Annotated in this window: 14 protein-coding genes, 4 tRNA genes and 1 pseudogene; 9 read left to right on the top strand and 10 right to left on the bottom strand. The window is 67.0% G+C overall.

Going from position 1 to position 16,640, the window contains the following annotated elements:
* Positions 1 to 101: 101 nt before the first annotated feature.
* Complete coding sequence (locus ACLJO0_RS24665; protein WP_125788058.1) at positions 102 to 644, bottom strand: MarR family winged helix-turn-helix transcriptional regulator; 543 nt, start codon at positions 642 to 644, stop codon at positions 102 to 104.
* Between the two features lie 117 nt (positions 645 to 761).
* Here ACLJO0_RS24665 and ACLJO0_RS24660 point away from each other — a divergent pair, with 117 nt between their 5' ends.
* Complete coding sequence (locus tag ACLJO0_RS24660; RefSeq protein ID WP_410580736.1) at positions 762 to 1,304, top strand: YceI family protein; 543 nt, start codon at positions 762 to 764, stop codon at positions 1,302 to 1,304.
* Positions 1,305 to 1,414: 110 nt separating this feature from the next.
* Here ACLJO0_RS24660 and ACLJO0_RS24655 read toward each other — a convergent pair whose 3' ends face one another.
* The 5 genes from ACLJO0_RS24655 to ACLJO0_RS24635 form a co-directional block, all read right to left on the bottom strand.
* Positions 1,415 to 1,951: an HIT family protein gene (locus ACLJO0_RS24655; RefSeq protein WP_410580735.1), complete on the bottom strand. Its 537-nt coding sequence runs from the start codon at positions 1,949 to 1,951 to the stop codon at positions 1,415 to 1,417.
* Positions 1,948 to 4,008 carry a threonine--tRNA ligase gene (thrS, locus tag ACLJO0_RS24650; RefSeq protein WP_410580734.1) on the bottom strand — a complete coding sequence of 687 codons (2,061 nt, stop codon included), beginning with the start codon at positions 4,006 to 4,008 and terminating at the stop codon, positions 1,948 to 1,950. The genes ACLJO0_RS24655 and thrS overlap by 4 nt, the downstream gene beginning before the upstream one ends.
* Positions 4,009 to 4,145: 137 nt before the next feature.
* Positions 4,146 to 4,760 (bottom strand): malonic semialdehyde reductase, encoded by a 615-nt coding sequence (locus ACLJO0_RS24645; RefSeq protein ID WP_410580733.1) that lies wholly within the window; start codon positions 4,758 to 4,760, stop codon positions 4,146 to 4,148.
* Between the two features lie 108 nt (positions 4,761 to 4,868).
* Positions 4,869 to 6,395, bottom strand: coding sequence for a sugar transferase (locus ACLJO0_RS24640; RefSeq protein ID WP_410580732.1), 1,527 nt, complete (start codon positions 6,393 to 6,395; stop codon positions 4,869 to 4,871).
* 891 nt (positions 6,396 to 7,286) lie between these two features.
* A tRNA-Val gene (locus ACLJO0_RS24635) sits at positions 7,287 to 7,358 on the bottom strand.
* Between the two features lie 400 nt (positions 7,359 to 7,758).
* On the opposite strand from ACLJO0_RS24635, the gene ACLJO0_RS24630 reads away from it, so the two are divergent.
* From ACLJO0_RS24630 to ACLJO0_RS24605, 6 genes and pseudogenes are all read left to right on the top strand, one after another.
* On the top strand, positions 7,759 to 8,184 hold the full coding sequence (locus tag ACLJO0_RS24630) for an SsgA family sporulation/cell division regulator (protein ID WP_005159130.1): 426 nt from the start codon (positions 7,759 to 7,761) through the stop codon (positions 8,182 to 8,184).
* A 136-nt stretch (positions 8,185 to 8,320) separates the two neighbouring features.
* Positions 8,321 to 8,393: transfer RNA gene (locus tag ACLJO0_RS24625), tRNA-Gly, on the top strand.
* A 25-nt stretch (positions 8,394 to 8,418) separates the two neighbouring features.
* A tRNA-Cys gene (locus ACLJO0_RS24620) sits at positions 8,419 to 8,489 on the top strand.
* Between the two features lies 1 nt (position 8,490).
* Positions 8,491 to 8,565 (top strand) — tRNA-Val (locus tag ACLJO0_RS24615).
* A gap of 156 nt (positions 8,566 to 8,721) precedes the next feature.
* The gene (locus ACLJO0_RS24610) at positions 8,722 to 8,898 is read left to right on the top strand and encodes a hypothetical protein (protein ID WP_410580731.1); all 177 of its coding nucleotides are present in this window, start codon (positions 8,722 to 8,724) and stop codon (positions 8,896 to 8,898) included.
* Positions 8,899 to 8,967: 69 nt separating this feature from the next.
* Positions 8,968 to 9,291, top strand: a pseudogene (locus tag ACLJO0_RS24605) (arabinose ABC transporter permease); the annotation flags it as partial.
* Between the two features lie 11 nt (positions 9,292 to 9,302).
* Here the strand turns inward: ACLJO0_RS24605 and ACLJO0_RS24600 are convergent.
* The 4 genes from ACLJO0_RS24600 to ACLJO0_RS24585 all read right to left on the bottom strand — a co-directional run bounded on the left by ACLJO0_RS24600 (position 9,303) and on the right by ACLJO0_RS24585 (position 13,300).
* Positions 9,303 to 11,333, bottom strand: coding sequence for an FGLLP motif-containing membrane protein (locus ACLJO0_RS24600; protein ID WP_410580730.1), 2,031 nt, complete (start codon positions 11,331 to 11,333; stop codon positions 9,303 to 9,305).
* 5 nt (positions 11,334 to 11,338) lie between these two features.
* Positions 11,339 to 11,869: a hypothetical protein gene (locus ACLJO0_RS24595; RefSeq protein WP_410580729.1), complete on the bottom strand. Its 531-nt coding sequence runs from the start codon at positions 11,867 to 11,869 to the stop codon at positions 11,339 to 11,341.
* 105 nt (positions 11,870 to 11,974) lie between these two features.
* Positions 11,975 to 12,895, bottom strand: coding sequence for a LysR family transcriptional regulator (locus ACLJO0_RS24590; protein ID WP_410580728.1), 921 nt, complete (start codon positions 12,893 to 12,895; stop codon positions 11,975 to 11,977).
* Positions 12,896 to 13,000: 105 nt separating this feature from the next.
* Positions 13,001 to 13,300 carry a hypothetical protein gene (locus tag ACLJO0_RS24585; RefSeq protein ID WP_410580727.1) on the bottom strand — a complete coding sequence of 100 codons (300 nt, stop codon included), beginning with the start codon at positions 13,298 to 13,300 and terminating at the stop codon, positions 13,001 to 13,003.
* A 609-nt stretch (positions 13,301 to 13,909) separates the two neighbouring features.
* Here ACLJO0_RS24585 and ACLJO0_RS24580 point away from each other — a divergent pair.
* Positions 13,910 to 14,512, top strand: coding sequence for a hypothetical protein (locus ACLJO0_RS24580; RefSeq protein ID WP_410580726.1), 603 nt, complete (start codon positions 13,910 to 13,912; stop codon positions 14,510 to 14,512).
* Positions 14,513 to 15,286: 774 nt separating this feature from the next.
* A partial coding sequence (locus ACLJO0_RS24575) for a hypothetical protein (protein ID WP_410580725.1) occupies positions 15,287 to 16,640 on the top strand: 1,354 nt, incomplete at its 3' end.

Here is a 16,640-nt window from a genome sequence, read left to right as displayed (position 1 = left end):
GGTTCTTCAGGTGCACCTAAGCAGCAGGGTCGGGTGGCCGCCCGAAGCCTATCCACCCGCACCGACGCCTGTCGTCGTGCCCGCCCTGGAGCGGCTCCCGGTCAGTCCGCTTTGGCCAGTTCGGCTGGCTCCTCGAGATCCGCGAGCGTCCCTTCCCGCAGCGCCAGTTCCGCCTCGGCGGCGGCACATTTCGGCGACAACCGCTCCAGCACGGCGGCGCTGATCTCGCCGAGCGCCTTCACCTGTTCGGGGGTCAGCGGGTCGAAGAGGCTCTCACGGACGGCCTCGACGTGCCCGGGCGCGGCCTCCTCCAGCGCGGCGAAACCGGCGGGGGTGAGCACCGCCCAGGAGCCGCGTTTGTCGGTGGGACAGGACTCACGGCGCACCCAGCCATTGGCCTCGAGCCGTGCGACCGCGTGCGAAAGCCTGCTGCGCGACGCCTTGCGCGCATCGGCGAGCTCGCTCATCCGCAGCCGCCTCTCCGGCGCCTCGGACAGGGCCACGAGCACTTCGTAATAGGTGTGGGGCATGCCCGCCTCGTGCTGGAGCTGGCCCTCCAGATGCGCTTGCAGCATCCGCGTGGCCGCGGAGAAGTCGCGCCAGACTTTTTGCTCCTCGTCGGAGAGCCATCGGGGTTCGGACATGCCACCCATTCTACCCCTGGTTGAACGCTCAACCAAATTGCGCTACAGTCACGGTTGAGCGCTCAACCAGATGAGGGTTCACCACAGCCGCACCCAGACTTTTGGAGATCGACTTTCATGACCACCACCGAGATCCCCGGCTACGTCACCGGCAAGTGGACGATCGACACCGCCCACTCCGACATCGCCTACACCGTGAAGCACCTCGGCCTGGCGAAGTCCCGTGGCAACTTCACCGCCTTCACCGGCGAGGTCGTCACCGCCGACAACATCCTCGACTCCTCGGTCACCGTCGAGATCGACGCCTCTTCGGTCGCCAGCGGTGTCGACGGGCGTGACACGCACCTCAAGTCCGAGGACTTCTTCCACGTCGACGAGCACCCGGTCGTCACCTTCCGCTCGACCGGCATCCGCGAGGACGGCGGCGACTACGTCATCGACGGCGAGCTCACCTGGCGCGGCAAGACCGTCCCGGTCTCGCTCGAGGCCGAGTTCAACGGTATCGGCACCAACCCGGCCAACGACAACGCCACCACCCTCGGCGTCTCGGCCAGCACCACCGTGAACCGCCGCGACTTCGGCATCGGCCCGGAGGGCAACGCCTTCCTGTCCGAGAAGGTCAAGATCGACATCGAGCTTCAGGCCGCGCTCAGCGCCTGAGTCTCGCTTCCGGCTGACGGGTGCCGGGGCAACCGGCGCGCGCAATGAAAGGTCCTTTCCTTGCAAATTTCGCAAGGAAAGGACCTTTCATTGCATTGGACCGGGACCGCCTACCAAGCGTCCGCCAGCAGCTGCCGTGTCTCCCCCAGCAACTGCGGCAACACCTTCGTGTGGCCGATCACCGGCATGAAGTTCGCGTCGCCGCCCCACCTCGGCACCACGTGCTGGTGCAGATGCGCGGCGATTCCCGCGCCGGCGATCACGCCCTGGTTCATCCCGATGTTGAACCCGTGCGCCGAGGACACCTCGCGGATCACCCGCATCGCGCGCTGGGTGAACTCCGCCACCTCGACGGTCTCTTCCGCCGTCAGGTCCGTGTAGTCCGCGACGTGGCGGTACGGCACGGCCATCAGGTGGCCGGGGTTGTACGGGTACAGGTTCAGCACCGCGTACACCGTCTCCCCGCGCGCGAGGATCAGCGCGTCCTCGTCACTCTTCTCGGGGAGACGGCAGAACGGGCAGCCCTCGTCGGGCTTCTTCGACCCTTGCACGTAGGCGAGCCGATGCGGGGTCCACAGGCGCTGCAACGCGTCCTGGACCCCCACACCGTCCTGTCCGACGACTTCAGGGCCATCGGGGCCCGTCACCGGAGGACCGCCTCCAAGCCCGCCACGGTCGGCGAGGAGTTCTCACGGCGCTGGACCCAGCCGGCGATCGCCTCGACGGCGTCGGCCACCGGGACACTGTTGATCTGGCCACCGTCGCGGAACCGGAACGACACTGCGCCCGCCTCGACGTCCTTCGCGCCCGCCAGGAGCATGAAGGGCACCTTCTGCGTGGTGTGAGTGCGGATCTTCTTCTGCATCCGGTCGTCGCTCGCGTCGACGTTGACCCGGATCCCCTTGGCGCGCAATGCCTTCTCGACGCCGCGCAGATGCTCGACCTGGTCCTCGGTGATCGGGATGCCGACCACCTGAACGGGCGAAAGCCACGCCGGGAACGCGCCCGCGTAGTGCTCGGTCAGCACGCCGAAGAACCGCTCGATCGAACCGAACAACGCGCGGTGGATCATCACCGGACGCTGACGGCTGCCGTCGCCCGCGGTGTACTCCAGTTCGAACTTCTCGGGCAGCATGAAGTCCAGCTGGATGGTCGACATCTGCCAGGTGCGGCCCAGGGCGTCCTTCGCCTGCACGGAGATCTTCGGCCCGTAGAACGCGGCGCCGCCCGGATCGGGCACGAGCTCCAGCCCGGAGTCCACGGCGGCGGTGCGCAGCACCTCGGTCGCCTCGGCCCAGACCTCTTCGGACCCGATGTACTTCTCTTCGTTCCGAGTGGACAGTTCGAGGTAGAAATCGTCGAGACCGTAGTCGCGCAACAGGTTCAGCACGAAGTCCAAAAGGGACTTGAGCTCACCGGGGACCTGCTCCAGGGTGCAGAAGATGTGCGCGTCGTCCTGCGTCATCCCGCGCACGCGGGTCAGGCCGTGGATCACGCCGGACTTCTCGTAGCGGTACACGGAGCCGAACTCGAACATCCGCAGCGGCAGTTCCCGGTAGGAACGTCCGCGCGACCGGAAGATCAGGTCGTGGAACGGGCAGTTCATCGGCTTGAGGTAGTAGTCCTGGCCGGGCTTGCGGACCGAACCGTCCTCGTTGTGCTCGGCGTCGAGGTGCATCGCCGGGTACATGCCGTCGCGGTACCAGTCGAGGTGACCGGAGGTCTCGAAGAGCGCGCCCTTGGTGATGTGCGGCGAGTAGACGAAGTCGTACCCGGCCTCGACGTGCCGCTGGCGCGAGTAGTTCTCCATCTCCTGCCGGATGATCCCGCCCTTGGGGTGGAACACCGGCAGCCCCGAGCCGATCTCGTCGGGGAAGGAGAACAGGTCCAGCTCGACCCCGAGCTTGCGGTGGTCGCGCCGCTCGGCCTCGGCGAGGCGCTCCAGGTAGACGTCCTGCGCCTCCGCGGATTCCCAAGCGGTGCCGTAGATCCGCTGCAGCTGCGGGTTCTTGTCGTCACCGCGCCAGTAGGCGGCGGCGACGCGGGTGAGCTTGAACGCCGGGATGAACTTCGTGGTCGGCACGTGCGGGCCGCGGCAGAGGTCACTCCACACGCGCTCCTTGGTGCGCGGGTCGAGGTTGTCGTAGATGGTCAGCTCACCGCCGCCGACCTCCATCACCTCGGAGGTGTCCACATCGGACTTGATGTCCACCAGTTCGAGCTTGAACGGCTCGTCCGCCAGTTCCTTCTTGGCCTCGTCGACCGAATCGAAGACGCGGCGGGAGAACTGCTGCGCGCCCTTCACGATCTGCTTCATGCGCTTTTCGAGCGCCTGCAGGTCTTCCGGAGTGAACGGGGTGTCGACGGCGAAGTCGTAGTAGAAGCCGTCCTTGACCGGCGGCCCGATGCCGAGCTTGGCCTGCGGGAACTGCTGCTGCACTGCCTGGGCGAGCACGTGGGCGGCCGAGTGACGGATGACGCTGCGGCCGTCCTCGGTGTGGGCGGCGACGGCCTCGACCTCGACCTCGGACTCCGGCGCCCAGGACAGATCGCGGAGATTCCCCTCGGCGTCGCGCACGACGACGATCGTGTCCGGACCCTTGGTCGGCAGCCCGGCTTCGCGGACCGCGGTGCCCGCCGTAGTGCCCGCCGGTACCACCACGCGCGAGGCGGTTGCGGCTGCTACTGACGACGGCTGGGACACGATGGACTCCTCGCGGTATAGCGGATGGTTCCCGTGATGTTAGTCGTCAGGTGCGGCGAGGCTCACGCGCATTACCTCTAACAGCACGAAGGCCTCCTTCCCATCGGAAGAAGGCCTTCGCGTATCGCGGGACAAGGTCAGACGGTCTCGACGACCTCGTCGAAGTCCAGCCGCGGCAGGCGGTCGAACCAGGGGTTGTCGCCCGGCTTGCCGACGTTGATCACGACGAGGGACTTCCACGGCTTGTCCGCGAAGAACTCCTTGTCGATGCCCTCGGCGTCGAAGCCGGTCATCGGTCCGGCGGCCAGCCCGGCGGCGCGGACGCCGATGATGAAGTAGCCGACCTGCAGCAGCGCGTTGAGCTTGGCGGTCTCGACGCGGCCCGCCTCGTCGGCGAACAGGTCCTTGGCGCCCGGGAAGTGCGGGAAGGTGCGCGGCAGGTTCTCGTGGAACTCGGTGTCGGCGGCCAGCACGACGGTCACGGGCGCGGCCTCGGTCTTGGCGCGGTTGCCCTCGGCCATCAGCGGGGCGAGACGCTTCTTGCCCTCTTCGGTGCGGATCACCAGCGCGCGCAGCGGCTGGTTGTTCATCGACGTCGGGGCCCATTTGACCAGCTCGTAGATCGCGCGGATCTGCTCGTCGGTCACCGGCTCGTCGCTGAAGTTGTTCGCGGTGCGGGCCTCGCGGAACAACAGGTCCTGAACGTCCTGCGGGAGATTCAAGGCTTCGGTCGGCTCAACGCTGGTGGTCATGGGTGGATCTTCCTTCCGTACGCGTCCTGTACCGGTCCCAACCTAGTTGAGCGCTGAACTATTTCTCGTTCAACTATCGCTGCGTGTGGTTCCGGTCACAGGAACGCCTCAGTAGGCTCCTCGCCCCTGCACCACGGCACGGAAGGTCTTCCAGAGGATCACCAGGTCGAGGGCGAGAGACCAGTCCTCGACGTAACGCAGGTCGAGACGGATGCTGTCGGCCCAGCTGAGGTCACTGCGGCCACTGACCTGCCAGAGCCCGGTCAGCCCCGGCTTGACCAGCAGACGACGGCGCGCGTCGGGGGCGTACTTCGCGGTCTCCTCCGGGAGCGGCGGCCGAGGGCCGACGAGCGACATCCGCCCGCCCACGACGTTGAACAACTGCGGCAGTTCGTCGAGCGAGTACCGGCGAAGCAGACCGCCGACCCGCGTGATCCGCGGATCCTTGCGCATCTTGAACAACGGGCCCGCGCCTTCGTTGTCCGCCTGGAGATCCTGCTTGAGCTTGTCGGCGTTCGTGACCATCGTGCGGAACTTCAGCATCGTGAACGTGTGGCCGTCCCGGCCGACACGCCGCTGCCGGTAGATCACCGGCCCGCGGTCGTCGAGTTTGATCGCGACCGCGATCACCATCAGCAGCGGGGAAACGAGGGTGAGGAGCAGGGCGGAGCCGAACCGGTCGAGTGCTTCCTTGACCAGACGGCGGCCGCCGGTGAACATCGGCGCGGTGACCCGCAGCAGCGGCATGCCGAGCACACCCGAGACGTTCAGCCGAGGGCCGGCGACCTCCATCAGCACCGGCGCGACCACCATCTCGGCGGACGTTCCTTCGAGGTCCCAGGCGAGCCGCTGCAAGCGTTTCGGGTTCCAGTGCTGATCGGCGGTCACGGCGACCACCCGGTAGCCGCCGCGGCGGACGTGGCTTGCCAGGTCGTCGAGCTTCCCGACGACCGGGACGCCTTCCACCTCGCCGCTCCCCCGCTCCGCGCCGGCGCCGGAGTACGTGCACACTGCTTCGACCCGCCAGCCGACATGGGGGTCGGCCTTGGTGCGGGTGATCAGATCGGCGACCGTGTCCGGACTTCCCGCCGCGAGCACCGGCAGCAGACATTCACCGAGCCGTCTTCGCCGGTGCAGCACCTGTCTCAGCGCGTACCGCTGCAGGAACATGAAGACCGAGATCATCGGGACGATGATGAAGACCCAGGGCTGCACGGCGAGTGCGCCGAAGAGCAGGCCGCCCAGCGCGACGAGGACGGCGGTGGTCACCAGTCCCCGGCCCAGCGTCCGGTACTCCTCCGCGCCTTCGCCCAGCACGCGCGGACTCCACGCACGGCAGACCGACAGGCCGAAAAGGAACGCCACGGCGGTACCGAGCGCGTGCATGTCGTGCGGATCCGATCGATCGATCAAGAAGGCGCTCATCACGATGAGCACGAACGCGGTGAAAACGTCACTACCGATGACCCAGGCGCGGTAGCGCGATTCCCAAGCCGCGTACGGCGGCCGCGCCGACGTGGTGTCGACCGCGGCGACATCGCCCGCACCCCGTCGAGGGGCAGGCGGGATCGACTGAAGGTCGATGTGCTGCGGCGTCCCGTTGACGGTGGACGACGGCCGCACCGACTCTTCCATCAGACCTCCCGGAGAGGGAATTCCCGAACGCCGGATCAACACGCTGAGTAAATGAGAGCGATTTCGAAGAGTGATCGATTCTCAAGATCCCTCAGCGTCCGATGGGGCGACACACGCCAAGGTATCGGCCACTCTCCGGCCATCGTTACAAGGATTTCCAGCCACACCCTGCGCGAGCATCCGGCAAATGAATGCCCTGTTGATAACAAGATGGTGACGATGCGTAATAGACCGTATCCGCCGAACAACTACCCAAAGTAGTCACGAATTCCCGGTCTTCACGGCCACTTGGAGCATCGCGTCCCCGATCGGCCGAGCAGCCCGGAAAACTCCAAAGTGGACGGTCTCGGGAAATCGATCTCCGGCCGGTCCATTGTGGATTTCACGGGCCCGGAGGACCACGGCGGGCCGGTCAGGTTCACCGCGCACGGACCTACCTTGTCAATCGGTCACCGGAGTGGCGTTTCGTCACATCACGTCAGCATCACGGCGACCCCTCCACCGGAGCCGGATGGGTGAGCTCGCCGACCATGCCCCACATCACTTTCCACATGGTCTGGACCTTTCGACGGCCACTTCGTGCCGAGGATCACAAAGATGTCTCAATGGCCGGACGATGCGACACTTTCGCGACGTGACACGAGGTTTTAGGCGAATGTCCACACCGGCCGGCAGGACAGGCTTCGTTGATCTTCGAACCGGCGGCCCACCGCGACCACGCCGCACCCGATGGATTCAGCCGTGCCTTCCGCGATCTCCGCGACGGCAGAAGTACCGTCCCCACATAACCCGCGTCCGACCTGGGGATCGAATGCCTCCGGACGGCTCACCGCCGACGGTCCCCGGAAATGAATCAAGGCCCCGGACCGATGGTCCAGGGCCTTCATCCGGTGGGCGATACTGGGATCGAACCAGTGACCTCTTCGGTGTGAACGAAGCGCTCTCCCGCTGAGCTAATCGCCCGCTCGCGGTGTCCGGCAGACTCTACCCCAAGACTTTAGGGGGCCTGCAAACGGGTGGTTCCCGCCGACCACACTCCGCTCACCAGCAAATACGGAGCGAACAACCACGAGCTAGCCGGGGTTGTCGCGGCCGGGGGGCGCCCGCGACGCGTTTCGACATTCATGCGACGGTGCTATCGCGTGACGACTAAACCGCGCAGTATGTACATGTGGACTGCCTGCAGGGCGCATGGATGGCTGCGCGTCGCGCGGGTGATGATGGGGTGACGGAGCATGGACCCGGGGTCCGATGACCCCGTCCGGGTGATCTGCGGCAAAACCGCGTTCCGATCACCTGGCCGATGCGTCACATCATCGCCACTCGGTTCGACCGGGCCGGGAAGGAGACGAAGGGTAGGACGATGCGCAACGATCACGTGACGCTCCGCTCGACGGCGGTGTTCGACCTCCTGGCGCCGCGGACGCCCGCGGTCCCTGTCAAGGTGGAACTGCGATACGACACTCGCGACCCCTACGCGGTCGTGGCCGCCTTCCGCACCGGCCGCGCCGGCTGGGTCGAGTGGGTTTACGCGCGCGACCTCCTCGCGGACGGCCTCCTTGCCGACGCGGGCGACGGCGACGTACGCATCCGCCCCTCCGTCGAAGACCCCGAGTCCGTCCTCATCGAACTGAACTCGCCCTCCGGGCACGCCATGTTCGAGGCGTCCGCTCAGGAGCTGGCCGACTTCCTCGACCGGACCTACGACGTCGTGCTCCCGGGCAACGAGCATCTGTGGGTCGACGTCGACGACGCCCTGACCCACCTGATCCCCAACGATCTGGCCTGATGACGGGCTTGCGAACAGCAAGTGGCACCCCGGTTGCAGGGGCGATTTCGGGGTTCGATAGTGTTCACACACACCACGGCGACGGGGTGAGAGACAGAACCGCGAGGATCTGACCTCCCATCCAGACCGAGGATGTGCGGATGTAGCGCAGCTGGTAGCGCATCACCTTGCCAAGGTGAGGGTCGCGGGTTCGAATCCCGTCATCCGCTCGGAAGGCCCTCTCGGGCCTGACACGGTGGAGTGGCCGAGAGGCGAGGCAACGGCCTGCAAAGCCGTGTACACGGGTTCGAATCCCGTCTCCACCTCGCGCGATTAGCTCAGCGGGAGAGCGCTTCCCTGACACGGAAGAGGTCACTGGTTCAATCCCAGTATCGCGCACCATCTGTTTTCGCAGGTCAGAAGCCCTGCTCCTCCTCGGAGGGGTGGGGCTTCAGTCGTAAAATGGCGATGGCCCTCGGAGCCGTCTCCAACTGACCATCACGGAACGTGGCGTGCAGGTGCGGGAACCACTCCCCCAGCTTGGTCCGCTCACTCGGGGTGAGCGCGACCAGCGACGACATCCTGGAGCGATACGTCAGCGCACGGCACCGCGAGCGCGGCAAGTTTCCCGCGCTGACCATGCTGGCCCGGCTTCCGGCCTGGCTGAAGTCCGCCAAGCACCGCACCGAGATCCTGCGGATCATCGGCCGGCTGCGGGCATCCCTCTCTCAGTGACACCGGGCGAGCGGCTGTCCGACGAAACACGATCTACAGCCGCTGGCCCAGAAGCCGACCACCACGTCCGTCGTCCAAGCCGACAATCTGCCTCTGCTCTATCTCGGCGTCGGTGCCGGCGCGGCACTGCACGGACTCCTGGCCGGACCGGAAGCCGCCTGGATCACCGAACTCTTCCCGACCCGCCGCCGTTTCGCCGGCGCTTCCCTGGTGTTCCAAGGCTCTTCGATCATCGCCGGCGCACCCGCGCCCCTCATCGCCGTGTGGCTGGCCGAAAAACAGAGCCCCACGGCGGTCGTGCTGTACCTCGTCGGCACAATCGCCGTCACCCTCGTCGCACTGCTCCTCAGCACCGAAACCCGAGGCACCGACCTGAACGCCGACAGCAGGTGACCAGGCGCGACTCAAGCCGTCCGGCCACGTTCGGTCACCCCTTTCAACCGGCGCAGGAGGAAACTAGTCACACTCGCCAGGACGAACAGGCACGACGCCACGAAGATCCGCGCGGCGGAGGGGTCGTCGTCGAGGGCGGGATGCACACTCTTGAGCACCACGTGGACGTAGAAGAAGACCGCGGGCGCGTACAACGCCCACCACGCGACCTTGCTCCAGTCTTTCAGCGCGTATCCGTCGAGCGGCTCGATCGGGAGCAGTCCGAAGACGACCACCTGGATCCCTGCGGCCAGCACGACACAGATCGCGAAGGCGATCCCGTAGGCCACCGACTTCGGAGCCGCTTCACGCCCGGCGACGACGAGAGGGGCGAGCGCCGCCCAGAGACCGACGCAGGTCAGGAGGACGGCGATCCCGCCGCCGAGCGTCGCACGTCCTCGCGCTCTCGTCGAGACCGCTCCCACCGCGAAGAAGGTGATGACCAGTCCGTAGACGTAAGGAACGGGAGAGCCCAGCAATCGGAACACGGTGGCCAGTACCGCGGCCAAGAGGAACCCCAGCCAGATCGCCCGGAGGTGGCCGCGGCCGCGGTCCGGGCTGAGCAGCGAATCCTTGAGTTTTTCGTAGGCGGCGACGACCAGTGACAAGGAGATCGCGCCCGCCGCCGCTTTCAGCGCGACGACACCCCAGTCCCAGGTACGGGCATTGATCTCGGCGTCGGCCCAGACCAGCAGCACCCCGCCGATCGCCGCGTAACCGAGTGTCCGCACCACCGCGTGGCCACGGGGCGACGCCGTCTCCAGCCGTTCGAGGATGCTCTTGGTCCGGCGTACTTCGAGGATCTTGTTGACCAGGTCCGCCGGGAACGCCGCCTCCAGCAACAGCACGAGCGCGAGGATCGCCGCCGCCTCCACCGCGCTCGCCGCCAGCGACCGGAGATCGGTCAGGACCTCGCTCGGCACGGGAATGTGGAGAAGCCCGGGCGGTTTCGGCTCGGATGGTTCCGGAGGAGGCGGCGGGGAACCGGGTGGCAGTTCCGTGGGCGGCGGGGCCGGTGTGGTGGTGGCCGGCTTCGCCTTCCACGTCAGCTCGAAGGTCGTCAGCCCCGGGCCGGTCGGCAGTCTCATGGTCCCGGCGGGATAGGTGGTCCCGCCGCACCGGAACTGCACGGGACGGACGCCCGCCGCCAAGCCGTCAGGAAGGTACGCGTGCAGGTCGATGAACTCCCAGTTCGCCGCGCCGCCGCGTCCTTGCTCGGCGTCGTCGAGCCAGGTGTCCAGGCTCTTGCCGCCGACGATGAGCGGACCTGCCCGGCATTCCGCCGGATAGCCGTGCAGGTGGACGGTGACCTCGGGGCGGCCCGACGGCTGGTCGCCGGTCGGCGAGGGTGCCGGCGTGGCCGACCTCGGCTGGACCGCGATGGTGACGGTCGCGTCCGCCGCGTCGTTCTGCGGGTCCACCACCCGATAACCGAAGGAATCCGTTCCGGTGAAGCCGAGAGGCGGCGCGTAGTCGAATGAGCCGTCGGGCCGCAGGACCACCCGGCCGCCTCGTGCGGTGACACCGTTTCTCATCGTGGTCCGCGCGGTCATCCGTTCCCCGTCGGGATGACTGTCACCCGTCAGCACACCGGGTGCCGGAACCTTCAGCAGCACACCCGTGGTCGCCTGATAGCTGTCGTCGTGCGGATGCGGGCCGATCCGCACCCCCGCGGACACGGTCGCCGTATTGCTCCGGTTCCCCGCCATGTCGACGATCCGGTAGCCCCACTGCGCGGTCGTCGAAGTTCCCCTGCGCCAACGGAATCCGACCGGGCTCGTAGTCGGCTCCACCACGCCGTCCGTCGGGCCGGACACCAGCTCGACGGCACGGACCTGCGCGCCACGCGGGGTGTCGTTCGCCAGGACGTCGACCGTGAACCAGCCGCCTGCCGCCTGGTTGCTGGAAAAGACGACGCGGTCGTCGACCGCCACCGCGTGCGCCACGGCCAGGCTTAGAAAGGCGCCCAACCCCGCTGTCAGCAGCACCAGGGCGCGTTTCATACGCGTCAGAAGTTCCAGACCCGGACGGCGAGATCCCACCGCCCGCTGTTGTCGACGGTCCTTTCGTCGTTCTGCGCCAGCCACAGCCAGGTCTCCGGCCCGCGGTGCACCACGCATCCGCTGTCGGCCCCGATCGGGAACGCGGTCCCCGTCGAGACGAAGAATCCGTAGAGACCGTACGACGGTGCCGAAATCCCGCCCCAGAAGGTCCTCGTCCGTTCGACCGGGTGGCCCGCGGGCGAGTACGACGGCCCCCACGGCCAAGAGTCGATCTTGATCGAACCGGTCGCCCGGATTCGTACGACATCCCCGTCCCGCAGGGGAATGCCGGGGCCGATGATCGTCCGGTCCCGGTAACCGAAGCTCGTCGGCTGCCCGTTCAGGACGGTCAGGGCCGTGTCGCGGATAGAGCCGATCTGGTTGCCGCGGCAGAGCTGCTGGGACAGCTCCGTCCCGGCGTACGCGGGCAATGGCCGGAGCAGGGCGAGCACGGCCACCACCACCGTGATCGGCACGGTGTACCGAATTACTGTCATGGTCGGTGGACTCCCGTCGTGACGGCGTTTCCCGGTGTCCTCGAGGATCGGGCCACGCGCCGGTCCTGGTCGAAGTCGTTGTGGCTATGCGGCGATCAGCCGGGGCTATACCGGCAGTTCGGCCGTGATCCGGGCCGCCAGCTCGCAGAACAGGCGGGGCAGCGCGCGCCGGTCGTCGCGGCGGCGGGCGACACCGGTGGACGAGCACGGACCCCCGCGCAACTCCACGGCGTGGAACCCGTGGACGGAGGCGGTCTTGACATACAGGTACGGGGCCGGGCAGACCACGCTGTTCAGGACGACGGACAGCGCCAGCTCCGTCACCGTGCCGACCGGTTCGCCCACCGGCTCCGGGTACTCGCCGTTGCGCGAGTCGGACAGCAGCCACCACCGCTTCATGGACTCGGGCACGGCGTCGCCGACGTTCGGCATCGGCTCGTCAAGCACGTCGGAGACCTCGACGGAACCGAGCTCCGACAACGGATGCCCGACCGGAACCGCGAGACCGCACGGCTCGTCGACGATCGGCTCCCACAGCACCCGCTCGATGTCCACCGGCAACCGCAACAGCGCGACATCGACCTCGTCGTCGAGCAGCGGCCGCTCCGGGTCGGGCAGCGTGGTCTCCTGCCACGACAGCCGGACATGCGGATACGCCGCCGAGAACGCGCTCGCGATCGGCACGTGCAGCGCGCGCGGGATCGGCGGCGCCCAGCCGACTCGCAGCACGTTCGGCTCCGATCCGGCGCGCCGAGCCGCGCGGGCGGCCTCGTCCACCATCCGCAGCACGGCCTCCGCGTGCCCGTAGAAGACCTCACCGGCGGCGGTCAGCCGGACCCCGTCCGGCGCGCGCACGAACAACGGCACGCCGAGCTCCCGCTCGAGCGCGCGGATCTGCTGGCTCAACGTCGGTTGCGAGACGAAGAGCATCGTCGCGGCCTTGGTGAACCCGCCCTGCTCGGCGACCGCCGTGAAGTATCTGAAATGACGCAGCTCCATGCTCCCCGCCCCGCGGTCGACACCCATCCCCTTCGAGCTCGTCCACGATTCCGCAGAACGGCGCACCCGGACACGGCCAGCTGGATGAAGCCCGGCAACGATCCGGACACCGCAGGCTACGCAGAGCCCCGTTCATGCCCCACTGCGATGCAGGCGATCGCGGGCCTCACTCTCGGACAATGCGGTGCTGGGTTGCCCGACCGTGTGCTGATGCTTGGCGTCGTAAACCCTGGTCCAGACGCCGGCCGCCCACGACCGCTCACGTTCGTCGGCGCTGAGCTTCCGGCCACGAGAGTGGCAATACGCGTCGAAGAACCGCTCCGTGTCCTCGACGCTCGCCAGCTCGCCCACACTGCCGGTCGAGTACAGCGCGGCGGCGAAGCCGACGATGACGGCTTCGCTCTCCACGATCACGCTGTCCCAGTCATGCACCACCAGCAATGTGTCTCCGGTCCAGCGCGCCTTACGTTTCGGAAGTTTATCGCTCCTGAGCTGTCAAACCTCACGAGCCGGCGGACGAGATGTGCGTGCGGCGCAAAGCCCGCGCCGCGCCCCTGGTTCCCGCCGCGACTTCGCGGTCAAGCAGATCCAGCATTCCTTGCTCGGCCAGCAAGTCAGGCAGTCGCGCGGCAGAGTAGTGGTCGCCGTTGTCGGCGCGTTGGCGCGTTGGCGCGTTGGCGCGTTAACTCAACGTTGCCCCGCTTGGCTAGCAAGTCAACCAGGCGCAAGGCAGCGTGGATGTCGCCGTCGTCGGTGAGCTGGCGTAGCGCCTCGACGTCACCCCGCTCGACCAGAAAATCAGCCACTCGTCTGGCGGCGCGACGGTCGCCGCTGTCGGCGCGCTCGGTTAACTGCTTAAGGTCCCCGCGCTCGGCCAGGAGACTCACCAACCGGTCCGCCGCTTGGCGCCCGCCATCCAGGACCGCTCGAACGCAGATCAGACCAGCGCCGACCACCACAGCGCCGCAACCGCCCAACTACGGCCATCGGCGGACTAATCACCGCGGCAGCGCGCTCGGCCCTACGCCGTAGCATTGTGCTGTGGCAGAAGGTGAATACAGCACGGCCGACATCGAGGTCCTCGAGTTCGACGAGTCCGTTCGCCACCGGCCGGGGATGTACTTCGGTGTCTCCCTCGACGACCCGCGGCTGCCATCCAACGTCGTCCACGTCGGCGTCGACCACGCCGTCCACCCCGCACCGCACCTGACTGCCCCGCACAGCCCCGTGGTGGCAGTCGAGATCCTCGACGACCTCTCCTTCTCGATCACCGACGACCAACTCTGCGCCGCCGAGGGCTGCCGCGTGCCGGACAGTGGCTATTTCGGCTCGCTGCTGGGCCCGGACCGATGGACGCTAGCGGCCGCCTCGGCGTTGAGCCGTCGGACCACCGTGAAGGTGTGGCAGGACGGGCGCGGCCTACATCAGGAACTGGCAGGCCTGCGCCCAATCGGACCGCCCGAGTCCTTCACCGCGCCCCGTGGCCGCGGCACGACGGTGACGATCGAACTGGATCCCGGCCGCCTTCCCCCGGGCGTGGCGATCGACACCAACGTGGAGACGATCGGCATGTGCCGTGGTGACGACTGCGTCGCCGAGGCACCTCAAGGTGTCACCGTCATCGATCGTCGCGGCAAACGGTGATTCGGCAGGAACTATCCCGTCCGTAAGCGGCGGCCCAGCGTGGTCCGAGAGTCTGGCTGTCACTGCAACGTCAAGGTGTTTGGCGTCGCCGGGACCTCGGGGCCAGCAGACCGCGCGTTGCGCCACCAACGGCACGCCCTCACTGCCAACGCTGTGACTGGCCAAAGGCCAGGGCCGAACGGCCGTTTCTCATCTCCACGAGTACCGGCTGGAACATCCACCGACGATGGCAACGTCCACGGGCGCGGCCGGGCCACCGAACTCGCTGACGAATCGATAGTGTGAGCGGAAGCGGCCTGGGCCACGAATACCGCGGCTATCACTCGCAGGGCACGCAACAAACCCGCGTCGCACACCGACGCGCCTCACGCTGAAAAACCCAGCGGAATTCGTCACCTGTACGACGTCAGACTGAGAATTACACTACAACCTCCGGGTGTTCCACAGTAAATCGCCAGACCCGAACACGCCGCCCATTCTGCCGCTTCCGACGCCGAACACGATACGTCACCGAATTTCGTACCGGCGACCATAAACCTTGTTTCACTGCAACACACGCAGTGTGCCGAATCCGTACACCGTAATCCAAGAAATTCCTGAACCGTTGTCACTCGATTGGCGGTCGTCGAACACCTGTACGGTTCGAGAGTCTTCAGCCCGGCAGTCCTTACCTGACTGCAGAACGGTGATTCTAGGGGAGGATCAACAATTGTGATACGTCTCAGACATGCGCTCTTGCCGTTAGGAGCTGTCGTCGCGCTAATGATGGGGGCGGTGCCCGCGCAGGCGATCGAGGCGGTGACCTACCGCTCGGAAATGTATGTCATCCGCGATCCGGCGCTGGTGCAGAATCCGGATATCGTCCGGAAAACGCTGGAGCGTGACGGAAACCTCGACGCACTCGGCATCCAGCCAAGCGCCGCGGCGGGACAAGCGCCGCCGCAGCAGAAGCCGCGGATCGCGGCGGCCGACCCGCCGTATGTCGTGGACAGCTCCCGATTCCCGGGAAGCAGCAAACCAGCCGACCCGTACGAATACATGACCCACGCCGACTGCCTGGCCAAGGCCGGCACCGCGGGGCAAGACGCGGGGTGGATCAAGAACCGGTTCTCCTACTGCCAGATCGATCTGGTCTGGGCGGTGGACCTCAAGTGCGGGCCGCGGGGTTGCCAGGTCATCGGTGCGATCGGCGCGACGAGTGTCGTGGTCGGCTACGGCAAGATCGGGCCGCATCCGGAGAACGCCACGCAGCGCTTCGCCGACTTCCGTCTGGAAACCACGATTCTCTACACCCAGGGCGCGTTCACCCAGCCCAACGCCACGATGCAGGTGACCATCCAGTGCGCGGGCGAGTACCGGGTCGATTTCGGGATCCCCAACGACCGCGCGTGCCACCCGGGCAAATTCTCCACTCGCAAGGCGACCATCCCGCAATGGCGCCTCGACCCGAATTCCTACCTCGACTTGTTGTCCGACGGATACCAGCCTGGCGCGGAGTTCGGCGAGCAACTTGCGCAAGGTGTGTTCAAGTTCGAGTACGAGTTCACCCCGAAACGCGACATCGACCTGAAGTCGGTCAGCCCCGAGGGCGGTCTACGGTTCGACAGCGCGTTCTACCTGCGCGACAAGCAGGGCAGCATCTTCGACCGCGCTGTGCCGGGCATGTCCTACGGCAAGAGCGACCCGGCCGTGGCCGGGCATGCCGTGCATGTCGAGGAGGCCCGCGCCAATCCCGATGCGACCGTGCCACCCAAGCAGGGAAAACGGCTCCTCGGTGGCTCACCCGCGCCCGGGGACACGCTGCACCGGCTGGCGTCCGGCCGCAGCGAGGCCTCGAGCACCCGCGCAGCCCGCAACCGCACCGTGTCGACGAACTTCTGCGCCACAGTGGGGATGCCGCCGCGGCCACCGACCGGTGGGCCGTTCGACTGCGACGAGTACGCCTTCGCCTCCACCTACGAGGGCTCCGCGCGAAACGAATACGAAGGCGCACAGTACGCACTGGACTACACGGTACGGTGGGTCAACCGGTCCCAGAACCAGGAGGCAGGCCGGCGGCTGTTCGGCTGGTACGAGAACGACCGCATCCTGGATCTGGGCAAAGACCCGGAACTTGACCCGAACGATC

Origin of the sequence: Amycolatopsis sp. lyj-108 (assembly GCF_046549005.1) — a bacterium.
Classification (GTDB): domain Bacteria; phylum Actinomycetota; class Actinomycetes; order Mycobacteriales; family Pseudonocardiaceae; genus Amycolatopsis.
This window is presented reverse-complemented; position numbering and strand designations above follow the sequence as displayed.